This is a genomic window from Streptomyces sp. NRRL WC-3605 (assembly GCF_001509795.1).
Lineage (GTDB): Bacteria > Actinomycetota > Actinomycetes > Streptomycetales > Streptomycetaceae > Streptomyces > Streptomyces viridochromogenes.
This window is the reverse complement of sequence record NZ_LLZN01000024.1, coordinates 50677-65330: the sequence shown is the minus strand read 5'-3', so window position 1 is coordinate 65330 and position 14654 is coordinate 50677. Positions and strand designations below refer to the sequence as shown.

At 73.9% G+C, this 14654-nt stretch carries 12 protein-coding genes; 9 read left to right on the top strand and 3 right to left on the bottom strand.

What is annotated here, in order from left to right:
- The first annotated feature begins 206 nt into the window (after positions 1–206).
- The 4 genes from ADL34_RS05305 to ADL34_RS05290 all read left to right on the top strand — a co-directional run bounded on the left by ADL34_RS05305 (position 207) and on the right by ADL34_RS05290 (position 5823).
- Positions 207–755: a beta-class carbonic anhydrase gene (locus ADL34_RS05305; protein WP_062674936.1), complete on the top strand. Its 549-nt coding sequence runs from the start codon at positions 207–209 to the stop codon at positions 753–755.
- 279 nt (positions 756–1034) lie between these two features.
- The gene (locus ADL34_RS05300) at positions 1035–2078 is read left to right on the top strand and encodes an AAA family ATPase (protein WP_062674934.1); all 1044 of its coding nucleotides are present in this window, start codon (positions 1035–1037) and stop codon (positions 2076–2078) included.
- Positions 2075–3442, top strand: a complete 1368-nt coding sequence (locus ADL34_RS05295; protein ID WP_062674932.1) for a DUF58 domain-containing protein — start codon at positions 2075–2077, stop codon at positions 3440–3442. The genes ADL34_RS05300 and ADL34_RS05295 overlap by 4 nt, the downstream gene beginning before the upstream one ends.
- A complete protein-coding gene (locus tag ADL34_RS05290) occupies positions 3439–5823 on the top strand; it encodes a transglutaminase TgpA family protein (RefSeq protein ID WP_062675061.1) in 2385 nt (794 codons plus the stop codon). The genes ADL34_RS05295 and ADL34_RS05290 overlap by 4 nt, the downstream gene beginning before the upstream one ends.
- A gap of 270 nt (positions 5824–6093) precedes the next feature.
- Here ADL34_RS05290 and ADL34_RS05285 read toward each other — a convergent pair whose 3' ends face one another.
- From ADL34_RS05285 to ADL34_RS05275, 3 genes are all read right to left on the bottom strand, one after another.
- Positions 6094–6486, bottom strand: coding sequence for a DUF3040 domain-containing protein (locus ADL34_RS05285; RefSeq protein ID WP_062674930.1), 393 nt, complete (start codon positions 6484–6486; stop codon positions 6094–6096).
- Positions 6487–6774: 288 nt separating this feature from the next.
- Positions 6775–7599, bottom strand: a complete 825-nt coding sequence (locus ADL34_RS05280) for a methyltransferase (RefSeq protein WP_062674928.1) — start codon at positions 7597–7599, stop codon at positions 6775–6777.
- A 247-nt stretch (positions 7600–7846) separates the two neighbouring features.
- Complete coding sequence (locus tag ADL34_RS05275; RefSeq protein ID WP_062674926.1) at positions 7847–8413, bottom strand: SAV_6107 family HEPN domain-containing protein; 567 nt, start codon at positions 8411–8413, stop codon at positions 7847–7849.
- Positions 8414–8583: 170 nt separating this feature from the next.
- Between ADL34_RS05275 and ADL34_RS05270 the strand changes: the two genes are divergently transcribed.
- The 5 genes from ADL34_RS05270 (at position 8584) to ADL34_RS05250 (ending at position 14643) form a co-directional block, all read left to right on the top strand.
- Positions 8584–9363 (top strand): ATP-binding cassette domain-containing protein, encoded by a 780-nt coding sequence (locus ADL34_RS05270; RefSeq protein ID WP_062674925.1) that lies wholly within the window; start codon positions 8584–8586, stop codon positions 9361–9363.
- On the top strand, positions 9335–11419 hold the full coding sequence (locus ADL34_RS05265) for a YhgE/Pip domain-containing protein (protein ID WP_062674923.1): 2085 nt from the start codon (positions 9335–9337) through the stop codon (positions 11417–11419). The genes ADL34_RS05270 and ADL34_RS05265 overlap by 29 nt, the downstream gene beginning before the upstream one ends.
- Positions 11420–11442: 23 nt before the next feature.
- On the top strand, positions 11443–12072 hold the full coding sequence (locus ADL34_RS05260; protein WP_062674921.1) for a TetR/AcrR family transcriptional regulator: 630 nt from the start codon (positions 11443–11445) through the stop codon (positions 12070–12072).
- Between the two features lie 392 nt (positions 12073–12464).
- Positions 12465–13082: a DUF4126 domain-containing protein gene (locus ADL34_RS05255; RefSeq protein WP_062674919.1), complete on the top strand. Its 618-nt coding sequence runs from the start codon at positions 12465–12467 to the stop codon at positions 13080–13082.
- A gap of 55 nt (positions 13083–13137) precedes the next feature.
- Positions 13138–14643: a phytoene desaturase family protein gene (locus ADL34_RS05250; protein ID WP_062674917.1), complete on the top strand. Its 1506-nt coding sequence runs from the start codon at positions 13138–13140 to the stop codon at positions 14641–14643.
- Positions 14644–14654: the final 11 nt, after the last annotated feature.

The window sequence follows — 14654 nt, the reverse complement described above, 5'->3', positions numbered from 1 at the left end:
TCACTTTAGTCCACGGTGTGGCGCGGTCAATCAACCGGCCTGCGCGTCGCCGACCGAGGTCACGATGGCGCCGCACGGGCGGCGAAACCGCCCGTATGGGGGCACTCACACGACCCCTGTGGGTTAGCTCACAACAAGCCTCGATGACGTTCTTTGTCCCCTCTCACGACAGGACCGGCGCCGTGGTGACCAGTAACGTCATGGGTATGACGACTTCTGCATCGGTACCCGCCGGCTCCGACAACGCGATAGACCGCAGTGGGACGGTCACCGACCGGCTCGTCGACGCCAACGCGCAGTACGCGGCCGAGTTCACCGACCCGGGCATGGACGCGCGACCGGTCCTGCACGTGGCGGTCGTGGCCTGTATGGACGCCCGGCTCGACCTGCACGCCGCGCTGGGCCTGGAGCTCGGCGACTGTCACACCATCCGCAACGCGGGCGGCGTGGTCACCGACGACGTGATCCGCTCCCTCACCATCAGCCAGCGGGCGCTCGGCACCCGCAGCATCGTCCTGATCCACCACACCAACTGCGGCCTTGAGTCCCTCACCGAGGAGTTCCGGCACGACCTGGAGATGGAGGTCGGCCAGCGCCCGGCGTGGGCGGTGGAGTCCTTCCGCGACGTCGACCAGGACGTCCGCCAGTCCATGCAGCGGGTGCGCACCTCGCCGTTCCTGCTGCACAAGGACGATGTGCGCGGCTTCGTCTTCGACGTGAAGACGGGTCGGCTTCGCGAGGTCGACGCGGGCTGACCCGGCCCCGCGCCACCTCGGGGTGACACCGGAGGCACCGCTGGTGACCTTCGGTTTCACCTGTCGTTCCACTGTCGATTCCGCGCTCCGGCGCGTACAAAAACCCCTAGAACCGACATAACGCAGGCAGTTGTCCACAGTCGAGTGACACGAATCGGTAACGGCAGCAAGAATGCGAGTGTGGCAGCACGCGGAACGTTTCACGCGTGGTGCCCGTGTTCCAGGGGAGGGCCGGTCCGCCGTGTGTCGGCCCGGGAAGAACGGGCCGAGGAGGGCCGGGTGACGACCTATGACGATCGAGCGAGCCTCACAGATCTGACCGCCACAGCGGAGCGTGTCCGCAGTTCGGTGGAGGGTGTGATCGAGGGCAAGCCCGAGGTCGTACGGCTTTCGCTGACCGTACTGCTCGCCGAGGGGCATCTTCTGATCGAGGATGTCCCCGGCGTGGGCAAGACCATGCTGGCCAAGGCACTGGCGCGATCCATCGACTGTTCGGTACGGCGGATCCAGTTCACGCCCGACCTGCTGCCGTCCGACATCACGGGTGTGTCCATCTGGGACCAGCAGCGCAAGGACTTCGAGTTCAAACCGGGCGCGATCTTCGCGCAGATCGTGATCGGCGACGAGATCAACCGCGCCTCGCCGAAGACCCAGTCCGCGCTCCTGGAGTCCATGGAGGAGCGCCAGGTCACCATCGACGGGCAGACCTACGAGCTGCCCAGCCCCTTCATGGTGGTGGCCACGCAGAACCCGGTCGAGATGGAGGGCACCTACCCGCTGCCCGAGGCGCAGCGCGACCGCTTCATGGCCCGGGTGTCCGTCGGCTATCCCAGCGTGGAGGCCGAGCTGCAGATGCTGGACGTGCACGGCGGGGTGTCCCCGCTGGAGGACCTCCAGCCGGTGGCCCACGCGCACGACATCGTCAAGCTCATCGACGCCGTGCGCGGTGTCCACGTGGCCGAACCGGTGCGCCGGTACGCGGTGGAGCTGGTCGCGGCCACGCGCATCCACCCGGACCTCAGACTCGGCGCCTCCCCGCGCGCGACGCTGCACCTGCTGCGCGCGGCGAAGGCGTCGGCCGCTCTCAACGGCCGGGACTACGCGCTGCCGGACGACGTCCAGGCCCTCGCCACCGCCGTCCTGGCCCACCGTCTGCTGCCCACCGCACAGGCCCAGCTCAACCGCCGCACCTCCGAGCAGGTCGTCCAGGAGATCCTGCAGCGCACCCCGGTGCCGGCGGCTCCCCACCAGCAGAGCGGCTTCGGCGGTCTCGGCCGCGGCGCCGCCGCGTACGGCCAGCAGCCGCCGCGGAGGCTGGGATGACCTCCGGCGAGGCCGGCCCGGCCGACGCGGACCGCGGTGACCACAGCGGGGTCCGCACGGCACTGGCCGGTCTGACGACGCGCGGGCGGTCGTTCCTCGCCGCGGGCGTCGCGGCCGCCGTCTGCGCCTACGTGCTCGGGCAGAGCGATCTGCTGCGCGTCGGGCTGCTGCTCGCCGCGCTGCCGCTGGTCTGCGCGACCGTGCTGTACCGCACCCGCTACCGGGTCGCGGGCAGCCGGCGCCTGTCCCCCGCGCGCGTGCCGGCGGGCAGCGAGGCCCGTGTGCACCTGGGCATCGAGAACGTCTCCCGGCTGCCCACCGGACTGCTGATGCTCCAGGACCGGGTTCCGTACGTCCTCGGGCCCCGGCCCCGCTTCGTGCTGGACCGGGTGGAGGCCGGAGGGCGGCGCGAGGTGTCCTACCGGGTGCGCTCGGACCTGCGTGGCCGCTATCCGCTGGGCCCGCTGCAGCTGCGCCTGAGCGACCCGTTCGGCATGTGCGAGCTGACCCGCTCCTTCTCGGCGTACGACGACCTCACCGTCGTCCCGCGCGTGGAGCCGCTGCCGCCGGTCCGCTTCGGCGGCGAGGCGAGGGGCTACGGCGACGGGCGGCAGCGCTCCCTGGCGCTGGCCGGCGAGGACGACGTGATCCCGCGCGGCTACCGCTACGGCGACGACCTGCGCCGGGTGCACTGGCGCTCCACCGCCCGCTACGGCGAACTCATGGTGCGCCGCGAGGAGCAGCCGCAGCGCTCCCGCTGCACCGTGCTGCTCGACACCCGGGGCGATGCCTACCAGGGCGCCGGCCCCGACTCGGCGTTCGAGTGGGCCGTCTCCGGGGCGGCCTCCGTCCTGGTGCACATGCTGGAGCGAGGCTTCAACGTACGGCTGCTGACGGACACCGGCTCGTCGGTGCCCGGCGAGGGCGCGGACGGGTTCGTGGGCGCCAGCCAGGAGTCGGCGGACGCCGCCGGGCTGATGATGGACACCCTCGCGGTGATCGACCACTCCGACGGCACCGGCCTGTCGCGCGCGTACGACGTGCTCCGCGGCGGCAACGAGGGACTGCTGGTCGCCTTCTTCGGCGACCTGGACGAGGAGCAGGCGGCGGTGGCCGCCCGGATGCGGCAGCGCAGCGGCGGCGCGATCGCCTTCGTGCTGGACAGCGCGACGTGGATGCGGGAGGCGACGGACGTCCCCGCGCCCCCGACCTCCCGGCAGGAGGAGCGGCTGCACCTGCTGCGCGACGCCGGGTGGACGGTCGTGGGCGTGCCGCGCGGCGTCTCGCTGGAAGAGATGTGGCGGCAGGCGGACCAGGAGCGCGGCGGGCTCACCGCGGCCGGTGGCGGGGAGGCATGGCGATGAGCGGGCGGACACGGATGGCGCTGTGCGCCGCGGCGGCCACCCTGATGGCGTCCTGCGCCCTGCTGCCGCTGGTCATGTCGGTGAGCTGGCTGGTGCAGGCGGCCCTGCTGCTGTCGATCCAGACCGGGGTGGGCATGCTGACCCGGCGGGTGCCGCTGGCCCGGCCGCTGACCGTGGCGACCCAGGCCGTCGTCGCGCTGGCGCTGCTGACCCTGGCGTTCGCGAGCAGCCAGGCCGTGCTCGGGGTGGTCCCCGGCCCGGAGGCGTTCCGTCACTTCGGCGACCTGCTCCAGGCGGGCGGCGAGGACGTCGGCCACTACTCGGCTCCCGCCCCGCTCACGCCGGGCATCCGGCTGATGCTGGTCGGCGGTGTCCTGGTCATCGGGCTCGCGGTGGACGCCGTCGCGGTGACGTTCCGCAGCGCCGCCCCCGCCGGGCTGCCGCTGCTCGCGCTGTACTCGGTGGCCGCCGGGCTGTCGGAGGGGGCGGCGGACGGGCTGTGGTTCGTGGTCGCCGCCGTCGGCTATCTGATGCTGCTGCTGGCCGAGGGACGCGACCGGCTCTCGCAGTGGGGCCGCGTCTTCAGCGGGGCCCCACGCCACCCCGGCGCGGCACCGGGCGCGGCCGTGGCGCCGGTGCGCACGGGACGGCGGATCGGGGTGCTCGCCCTGGGCATCGCCCTGGTCGTGCCGCTGGCCCTGCCCGCCATGAACGGCGGCCTGCTCGGCCCGGCGGGCACGGGGATCGGCGCCGGCAGCGGGAACGGCGGGACGATCTCCGCCGTGAACCCGCTGGTGTCGCTGCGCGACAGCCTGAACGTGGAGGAGGACCGCCAGGTCCTGTCCCTGCGGACCGACTCCACCGACATCTCGAACATGTACCTGCGGATCGTGTCCCTCGACGACTTCGACGGCACCACGTGGCAGCCGTCCAAGCGGACCATCGAGGCGGTGCCCGAGCCGTTCCCCACCCCCTTCGGGCTGGGGCCCGACATCAAGCGCACCGAGATCGCGACGACCGTCCGGGCCGCCGACTGGTACGCGCAGAACTGGCTGCCGATGCCGTACCCGCCGAGCGGGGTGCAGATCCCCGGCGACTGGCGGTACGAGCCGCTCGGCATGACGGTCGTCGGCGACCGCCGGCAGACCACGCGCGGCGTCACCTACAGCGTGCGTTCCCTGGACGTGCGCCCGACGGCCAAGCAGCTGGCGGAGGCGCCCGAGGCGCCGACCGCGCTGCGGCGCGAGTTCACGCAGCTGCCCGACTCGCTGCCGGACGTGGTCGCCCGCACCGCGCGCGAGGTCACCGACGGCGCGACGAGCCGGTACGACCAGGCGGTCAAGCTCCAGGACTACTTCTCGCTGACCGGCGGCTTCCAGTACGACACCGACGTCAAGGTGGGCAGCGGCCCGGGGGCGATCGCCCGCTTCCTGAAGGACAAGGAGGGCTTCTGCGTCCACTTCTCCTTCGCGATGGCGGCGATGGCCCGCTCGCTGGACATCCCGGCCCGGGTCGCGGTGGGCTTCGCGCCCGGCACCCCGCAGGGCGACGGCACGGTGTCGGTCGGGCTGCGGGACGCGCACGCGTGGCCCGAGCTGTACTTCGAGGGTGTGGGCTGGACCCGTTTCGAGCCGACGCCGACCCGTGGTTCGGTGCCGTCGTACACCCAGCCGGACACGTCCAGCAGCGCGCAGCCGGACGAGGCGCGCCCCTCGCAGTCGGCGAGCGAGGCGCCCTCCGCGTCCGCGTCGGAGAGCGACAGCTGCGCGGGCCGGCGCCCGGAGCTGTGCGCGAGCGAGTCCCCGGCACTGGCCCTGGGTTCGGACGACGACGGCCCCCGCTGGTACGTGGCGCTGGCCTGGGCGCTCGGCGGGCTGCTGGCCCTGCTGATCCCGCTGTCGCCGGCGCTGTGGCGGCTGCGGACCCGGGCGGCCCGGCTCGGCGGGCACGGCCGCTCGGACGAGGAGTCGGCCCTGCACACCCTGGCGGTCTGGCAGGAACTGACCGACACGGCGTGGGACTTCGGGATAGCCCCGGACGACAGCCGGACACCGCGCAGGACGGCGGACCGGATCGTCCGGCTCGGCCGGCTCGATCCTCCGGCGGCGGAGTCCGTCCACCGCATCGCGGACGCCGTGGAGCAGGTCCTCTACGCACCGAGTCCCCGCCCGGTGGCCGGTCTGGCGGAGGAGGTCCGCCGGGTGCGCGCCGATCTGGCGTCGAAGGTGAGCCGGCCGACCCGGGTGCGGGCGTTGCTCGCGCCGCGTTCGACCGTGCGGGTGGTGTGGGCCCTGTCGGAGCGCTGGGCCGCGGTGAAGCAGCGCGCGGCGGCAGCCCGGCCGACCTGGCGCCGCCCGTCGTCGCCTGGTCAGCGGGGGTGACGGCCGGCTGAGCCGGGAGTACGGCGCCGGGTGACCGCGAGGCGGGCAGCCCGGCGCCCCCGGCATCGCGCGGGCTGCGTGCCCTGGACGCCTGGAGAAAGGCCCTGGCCCCCGGAAGAGCCCTGGTCTCCGGAAGAGCATTGGTCTCCGGCCAAGCCCTGCCCTTGGGGGCAGCCCTGCTCTTCGGAAGAGCCCGGGCCTCTGAGGACATGCGTCAGGGGGTGACCACCGTCCGGTGGTCACCCCCTGACGTCGTCACGGGAGCCGCGGCTAGTGGCCGCCCTGCTCGTCTCGGCGGCGCTGCCAGCGCTGCTCGATCCTGTCCATCATGGAGCGCCTCTGCCGGGCGGGCCGGGCCGCGTGCGGGCCGCCCGCGGGCTGCTCGCCCGGCTTGGGGGCCTTGCGCCAGCCGGTCACGGCGAGGACCGCACAGCCAAGCATCACCAGGAAGCCCACCACACTGAGCCACACCTGCTTGGCGACCATTCCAGCCATGAGGAGCGCGATACCTACGAGGAAGCCCGCGACCGCCTGGTAGACCCGTCGCCGGGTGTACGTGCGCAGCCCGCTTCCCTCAAGCGCTGTCGCGAACTTCGGATCTTCGGCGTACAGCGCTCGCTCCATCTGCTCGAGCATGCGCTGCTCGTGCTCCGAGAGCGGCACGGAGTCCTCCTCATCGTGCAGTCGCCGGGGCGACCCGGGGGGTCCCTTCAGGATAGGCAGGGAATCGCCCCCGTGAAACCCGCCCCTCTACGCCAATTGGCCAACCGGGCCCCGGCATGGCGCCCCGGCTCGCTGAGATCTACTTTCCCCAGCGGCCGACCCGTCATGCCGGAACGGTCTCCCTCGATCATACGGCGCCGGACGCCCGGACGGGGGGCCTGTGGCGTACTCCATGTGCGGCCAAGTCCCTGATCAAGGCATGCCCGGCGGGGTGAACGCGGCTTCCGCTCAGGCCCCGGCCGTCTCCGGCGTCTCGCCGAGCACATGGAGCTGGGTGGCCACCGAGTGGAACGCGGGCAGCTCGGCCGCCGCCTCCTCCAGCTTCAGCAGCGCCTCCAGCGCACCGGGCTCGGTGTCCACGAGCACGCCCGGTACGAGGTCGGCGAAGACCCGCACCCCGTGCACGGCGCCGACCCGCAGGCCCGCGCCCTCGACGAGTCCTGTGAGCTGCTCCGCGGTGAAGCGCCGGGGCACCGGGTCGCCCTGGCCCCAGCGGCCGTCGGGGTCCTCCAGGGCCCGCTTGGCCTCCGTGAAGTGGCCGGCGAGTGCCCGGGACAGCACCGCGCCGCCGAGTCCCGCGGCGAGCAGACTGAGCACGCCCTCGGTGCGCAGCGCGGCCACCGCGTTGCGCAGGCCCTCGGCGGGGTCGTCGACGTACTCGAGCACGCCGTGACACAGCACGACGTCGTACGCGCCGCGCTCGGCCACGTCGAACAGGCCGTGGGCGTCGCCCTGGACGCCCTGCACGCGGTCGGCCACGTCGGCCTCGGCGGCGCGCCGCTCCAGGGCGAAGAGCGCGTTGGGGCTGGGGTCGACGACGGTGACGCGGTGCCCCAGGCGGGCCAGGGGCACCGCGAAGTTGCCGCTGCCGCCCCCGGTGTCCAGGACGTCCAGCGCGGGGCGGCCGGTGGCCTTGACCCGGCGGTCCAGGGCCTCCTGGAGGACCTCCCAGACCACGGCGGTGCGCAGGCCGGAGCGGGGCCGGGAGGGGCCGGAGCGCGGTGTCCCCTGGGGGTGCTGGGCGGAGACGGGCGGGCGCATCGGGTCCGACACGGCGATTGACTCCTCGGCGCGGGACCGCCGTCTGCACGGCGGAGCGAACGGTCTGCCTCACCGGGCCGGATGACGGGCGCGGGGAGGCTGCAGGCTCCTCCCACCCTATTGCCTCCCGGGCGCCGGGCGGCCATCGCGGTGCCGGGCGGGCCCGGGCGTCCCGCCCACCGGACTCCCTCACCCACCTCCCCGCCGGCCAGGGCGGCCGTACCTCCCGGAGGGCTGCCGCGGGCGGGGGTCCGCGGGCTCAGCCCGCGTCCGGCATCTCCGCGGAGCGTGGGGGGCCGGCCGGGTCGGCCTCGGCGTCCTGGCGGGGCTGGGGCAGGACCGGCTGGAGCACCAGCATCCGCTCGACGAGGCGCAGGAACATCGCCACGTCGCGGATGAGGTCGTCGGCGTCCCGGCGGCCGGCCGCGCCCCGGATGCCGGCCTCGGCGCGGGCGCGGCGCTCGGCACCGGAGGCGAACAGCGCGCTCCACTCGGCGAGTTCGGGCGCTATCTCGGGGAGCACTTCCCAGGCGCTCCGGATCCTGGCCCGGCGCCTGGGCGTGGGCTCCGGGCGGCCGCGTGCGGCGAGCACGGCGGCGGCGACGCGCAGGGCGGCCAGGTGGGCCGTGGCGTAGCGCTCGTTCGGGGTCTCGAGGACGGTGGCCTCGTCCAGCCCGGCGCGGGCCTGGGCGAGCAGGTCGAGGGCGGCGGGCGGGGCCGTGGCCCTGCGGAGCACGGGGTGGACGTCGCCGGCGGGGCCGGTCAGCGAGGGGGCAGGGCCGGTGGCGCGGCGCCGGCGGGCGGCGGCTGCGTGCGAGCTGGCCATGACGAACCTCCTGTCGTCTGTGTGACGGCATGCCCCGATACGGGTTGCCGTATGTGCCCATCGTGGGGTACGGCACTGACAATCCGTTCCGACCTGCGGTTTTGCCTCGCTCGCAAGTTCGGGCTACCTTTTGCACTGACCAGTCAGTTCAAACAAATGAGGGGGCGGGGATGGGGGGAACCGTGACAGCCGACGGCGTCACGGCCCGGAATCTCGGGCTTCGGGGACCGCGCGGGTGGGCGTTCCGCGCGGTCTCCTTCGAGGCCGGGCCCGGTTCGCTGATCACGATCGAGGGGCCGTCCGGCAGCGGCCGTACCTGTCTTCTGCTGGCCCTCACGGGGCGGATGAAACCCACCGAGGGCACGGCGGCGGTCGACGGGACGGAGCTGCCCCGGCGGATGGCGGCGGTGCGGCGCGTCAGCGCCCTGGCCCATGTGCCCGGGGTGACCGACCTCGACCCGGCCCTGACCGTCGCCGAGCACCTGCGGGAGCGCGCGCTGCTCCAGCGGCGGTTCGGCGACTCGCTGCGCGCGCTGCTGCGCCCGCGCCAGGAGGGACGCGAGGCGCGACGGCAGCGGATCGAGGCCGCCCTGACGGCGGCGGGCCTGGACCTGGAGTCCCTGCCCAAGGGCCCGCGCACCGCCGTGCGCGATCTGGAGCGTGCCGAGGCGCTGCGGCTGTCCCTGGCGCTCGCGCTCCTCGCGCGCCCGCGCGTGCTCGGCGTCGACGACACCGACCTGAAGCTCTCGGACGCCGAACGTGCCGAGGTGTGGGCGCTGCTGAAGTCGATCGCGGAGTCCGGGACCACGGTCCTGGCGGTGTGCAGCGAGGCCCCGGACGGCACGGTGCGGGTGTCCACCGCGCCCGCGGACGAGGCCGAGGGACAGGACGACGACAAGACCGACGGGAAGGAGGCCGCCGATGCGCTCGCCGAGGCTGGCCGCGCTTGAGCTGCGGCGCTTCGGCCGGGGGAAGCTCCCCCGTGCCGCGCTGGTCGCCCTGCTGGTGCTGCCCCTGCTGTACGGCGCGCTGTACCTGTGGTCCTTCTGGGATCCGTACGGCCGCCTCGACCGCATCCCCGTCGCCCTGGTGAACGAGGACAAGGGGGCGACCGTGAGCGGGAAGAAGCTCACGGCGGGCGACGACATCACCGAGGGGCTGCACGAGAGCGACACCTTCGACTGGCGCGAGGTGAGCGCCACCGAGGCCGAGAAGGGTGTCGAGGACGGCACGTACTACCTGTCGCTGACCATGCCGTCCGACTTCAGCGAGCGGATCGCCTCCAGCGCGGGCAAGAGCCCGGAGACGGGCGCCCTGCAGGTACGCACGAACGACGCCAACAACTACATCGTCGGGCAGATCTCGCGGACCGTGTTCAGCGAGGTGCGCGACGCGGCGTCCACCAAGGCGTCCCGGTCGTTCCTGGACCGGATCTTCGTGTCGTTCTCCGACATCCACGGCGAGACCGTGAAGGCCGCGAACGGCGCCGACAAGCTGGAAGGCGGCATCGGCAAGGCCGAGAAGGGCTCCAAGGACCTCGCCAAGGGCCTCAAGGACGCCAAGGACGGCAGCGGCAAGCTGTCGTCGGGGCTGACGAGGCTCGACAAGGGCGCGGGGGACCTGGAGAACGGCTCGCGGCGGGTCGCCGCCGGCACCCGGACGCTGGCCGACAAGGTCAACGCCGTCGACAAGAAGGTCGGCCCGTTCCTGGCGGACAACGAGAAGACCATCGGCGACACCGCCCGGCTGGTCTCCGACACCTCGGGCGCCCTGCGCGACAACCTGGACGACCTCGTCGAGCGCGCCCCGGGTGCCGCCAAGGGCGCGCACGCCGCCTCCGGGGTGCTGGACACCGTCTACCGGGCGCGCTGCGAGGACGCCGTCCTGCCCGATCCGGCCTGCGCCGACCTGAAGAAGGCCAGGCAGTCGGCGGCGGACGTGGCGACGATCGCCGACGACCTGAACACGCTGATCGCCGACCAGCACGGCGATCTGAAGAAGCTCGACAAGAACCTCGCCACGCTCCAGAAGCAGGCCGACGCCCTCGCCGAGCGCGCGCCCCACCTCTCGGAGGACCTCGACGACGCCGTCGGCCGCATCAACAAGCTGAACGACGGGGCCGCGAAGGTCGCCGCCGGCGCCAAGAAGCTGCACACCGGGCTGGGCACGGCGAAGTCCGGCGCCAAGGACCTGGACACCGGCGTGGGCCGGCTGAAGTCGGGCGCGTACGACCTGAGCGGCGGCATGTACAAGCTGGCCGACGGCTCCGGCAAGCTCTCGAACGGCCTGCACGAGGGCGCCGGGAAGATCCCCGACTACGACAAGAAGGACCGCGACCAGCGCACCGAGGTGATGGCCGACCCGGTCCAGCTCGTCTCCCGGGACCTGCACAAGGCGCCCAACTACGGCACCGGCTTCGCCCCGTACTTCATCCCGCTGTCCCTGTGGGTGGGCGCGATGGTGGCGTACATGCTGATCGCGCCGATGAACCGGCGCGCGCTCGCCGCGGGCGCCTCGGCGTGGCGGATCGCGCTGGCGGGCTGGCTGCCCGTGGTCGCCCTCGGGGTGCTGCAGACCGCGGCGCTGATGGCGGTGCTCCACTGGGCGATCGGGCTCCAGATGGCGCGGGCCGCCGGGACGGTGGGCTTCCTCTTCCTGGTGACGGCGTGCTTCGCGGCGATCGTGCAGTGGCTGAACGCCCGCTTCGGCGCGGCCGGACGGATCCTCGTCCTCGCGCTGCTGATGCTCCAGCTGACGTCCGCGGGCGGCACCTACCCGGTGCAGACCAGCCCGGGCTTCTTCAACGCCCTGCACCCGTTCCTGCCGATGACCTACGTCGTCGAGGCGCTGCGCCGGCTCATCACGGGCGGCGGACTGCAGCCGGTGTGGACCGGAAGCCTGGTCCTGGCCGCGTTCACGGTCGGCGCCCTGGCGCTGACCGCGCTGGCGGCCCGCCGCCGGCAGGTGTGGACGCTCGACCGGCTGCACCCGGAGCTGAGCCTGTGAGCGGGCGCGGGACAATCGGGGCCATGGAAAGCAGCAGCGCCGCGTCGGGCGGCAGCACGCGCCGTGAGGCCACCCGGCAGAAGCTCTACGAGGCGGCCGTCACGCTCATCGCCGAACAAGGCTTCTCCGCCACCACCGTGGACGAGATCGCCGAGCGTGCCGGGGTGGCGAAGGGCACCGTCTACTACAACTTCGCCAGCAAGTCGGTCCTCTTCGAGGAGTTGCTGCGGCACGGGGTCGGGCTCCTCACGGCCTCCCTGCGGGACGCGGCCGAGACGACCGCCCGCGCGGGCGGGAGCAGGGTGGACGCGCTCGACGCGATGATCCGCGCGGGACTGGTCTTCATCGACCGCTACCCGTCGTTCACCCAGCTCTACGTCGCCGAGCTGTGGCGGACCAACCGCGCCTGGCAGTCCACGCTGATGGTGGTCCGGCAGCAGGCCGTGGCGGTCGTCGAGGGCGTGCTGCGCGAAGGCGTGGAGGGCGGTGAGTTCAGCGACGAGATCGACGTCCCGCTGACCGCCGCCGCCCTGGTCGGCATGGTGCTGGTGGCCGCGCTGGACTGGAAGTCGTTCCAGCCGGAGCGCTCCCTGGACGACGTCCACGCGGCGCTGTCCCGGCTGCTGCAGGGCAGGGTGAGCGGTCGCCGCTGACGCCCGATCCGGGCAACGGACACACGAAGGCGCCGGTCCGTGACGGCCGCGTCCCCCGCGGGCCGTCACCGGACCGGCGCCTCCTCGTGCACCCCCGTGCTCCCCCGTTCCCCCGTTCCCCCCTGGACCCCCGTTCGGTCCGTCCCCCGGGTCCCCCGGTCTCGCTCCCGCCGACGCCGGGCCGGCGGAAGGAGCGGATCCGGGGCCGCTCCGTTCCGGCGCCCCGTGTCGCCGGTGCCGGAGCCGATCCCCTTCTCCGTGCCTCCACTCTCCCGTCCGGGCAGGTCGCGCCCCATCCGCGCGCGTACTCAACTCGCCGCCTAGGTACGGGTACTCAGGGCTGCGTGCCGGGCCCCATGACCTGACGTCGCCCACTGGCTACGATCCCCTGCGTGTCCGTACTCCCCCTGGTGTTCACGAGCGGCTGGGCCAGCGGCGTCAACGCGTACGCGGTGGTGCTGCTCCTCGGCATATTCGGCGCGACCGGACTGAGCGACGACGTCCCCGAGGCCCTGCAGCGGCCTGACGTCCTGATCGTGGCCGGTGTGCTCTTCCTGTGCGAGGCCGTCGCCGACAAGATCCCGTACGTGGACTCGGCCTGGGACACGGCGCACACCGTGATCCGCCCGGTGGCCGGCGCGGTCGTCGCCGCGCTGCTCGCCGGTCAGAGCGGATCGGTGCCGGAGCTCGCGGCGGGCGCGCTCGGCGGTTCCACGGCCCTGGTCAGCCATCTGGTGAAGGCCGGGACGCGGATGGCGGTCAACAGCTCCCCGGAGCCCTTCAGCAACATCGTGGTGAGCCTCGCCGAGGACCTCGGGGTCGCCGCGCTCATCACCTTCGCGATCTTCCACCCCGTCGCGGCGGCCGTCATCACGGGCGCACTGCTGCTGGCCGGGGTGCTGCTGCTGTACTTCCTCATCTCGCGCATCCGCCGCTTCCGGCGGCGCCGGGCCGAGCGGCGCGCCGAGAAGCGGCTCGCCCGCCCCGCGGTGACCCAGCGCCCCGGCTGAGCTGCGACGGAGCCCGGCGGTCCGGTTGTCGGCGGCGGCCGATAAGGTCCCCTCCATGGCACGGATTGCGGTGATCGGCGCCGGGATGGGCGCCCTGGCGGCGGCGGCCCGGCTGGCCGTCGCGGGCCACCGGGTGGCGGTGTACGAGCGCACGGAGACGTACGGCGGAGCGGTGCGCCGCTTCGAGCGCGACGGCTTCGCCTTCGACACGGGCCCCGGCCTGCTCCCGCTGCCCGCCGTGTACCGCGACCTGTTCGTCAAGACCGGCAAGGAGCCCCTGGAGGAGTGCGTCGGGCTGGTCCAGGTCGACCCCTCCGCGCGGCACCTCTTCGCGGACGGCTCCGGGGCCGCCCTGCCGAACGCCTCACGCGCGGGCGTCGTCTCGGCCCTGGACGAGGCTCTGGGCGCCGGGGCGGGGCGCCGCTGGGGCGACTTCCTGGTCCGCGCCCGCGAGACCTGGGACCGCACCCGCAGACCTCTGCTGGAGGAGCCCCTGTGGCCCAACTGGCAGGTCCTGGCCGAGCGTGAGCCCTACCCGTCGGTGCCCCACAAGCGGCTGCTGCGCACCCGCCGCGCCGGCACCCTCGCCGAGGTCGGCGCCTGGGAGCTGCGCGACCCCCGGCTCACCGCCCTCCTGGAGAGCCACGCGCTCGTGTACGGCCTCGATCCCCGCGAGGCCCCGGCGAACGCGGCGGTGCTGCCGTACATGGAGCACGCCTTCGGGACCTGGTATGTGCGCGGCGGCATGCGGGAGTTGGCGCGGGCCGTGTACGAGCGGTGCCTGGCCCGCCGGGTCGCCTTCCACTTCGGCGCGGAGGTCGCGGCGGTCCTGGAGGAGGACGGCCGGACGTCGGGGCTGGAGCTGGCCGACGGGACGGCGGTGGAGGCGGACTTCGTGGTGTGCGGGGTCGCGCCCGGCGTGCTGGACCGGCTGGTGCGGGGCACGGCGGTTCGCGGCGGCGAGGGCGAGGTCCCGCCGAGGCGGCGGGCCCCGAGCCGGCTGACGGTGCTGCTGGCTCTGCGCGGCGGCCGCCCGGAGGGCACGGCGCACCGCACGGTGGTGCACGCCGAGGACCGGGACGCCGAGCTGGACGCCCTGTTCGGGCCCACCGCGGGCATGGCGGCGAGCCCCACGGTCACGGTGCTGCGGCCCGACGACCCGTCCCTGGTCCCGGACGCCGGTCATGAGGCGGTCACGCTCGTGGCGACGGTGCCGGCCGGCGGCGCTTCCGCCGAGGAGACGGCCCGGCGTGCGGACGACCTGGTGACGGCGGCCGAGCGGGCGGTGCCGGATCTGCGGGAGCGTCTGCTGTGGCGCGAGGTCCTGACCCCGGCCGACGTCGCGGAGGCGACGGGCGCGGAGGGCGGTGCCGTTCCGGCCCCGGCGCTGGCCGCGGCGGACGGGCGGATGCTGCACGCGGCCAACAGCACGGGCCTGGAAGGGCTGTTCACGGTCGGCGGCTGGTCGCACCCCGGCGGCGGGCTACCGCACGCGGGGATGTCCGGCGCGCTGGTGGCCGGGCTGATCGTGGAGGGACCGGGGTTCCAGGGCTCTCGGTGAGCCCTGGCCCG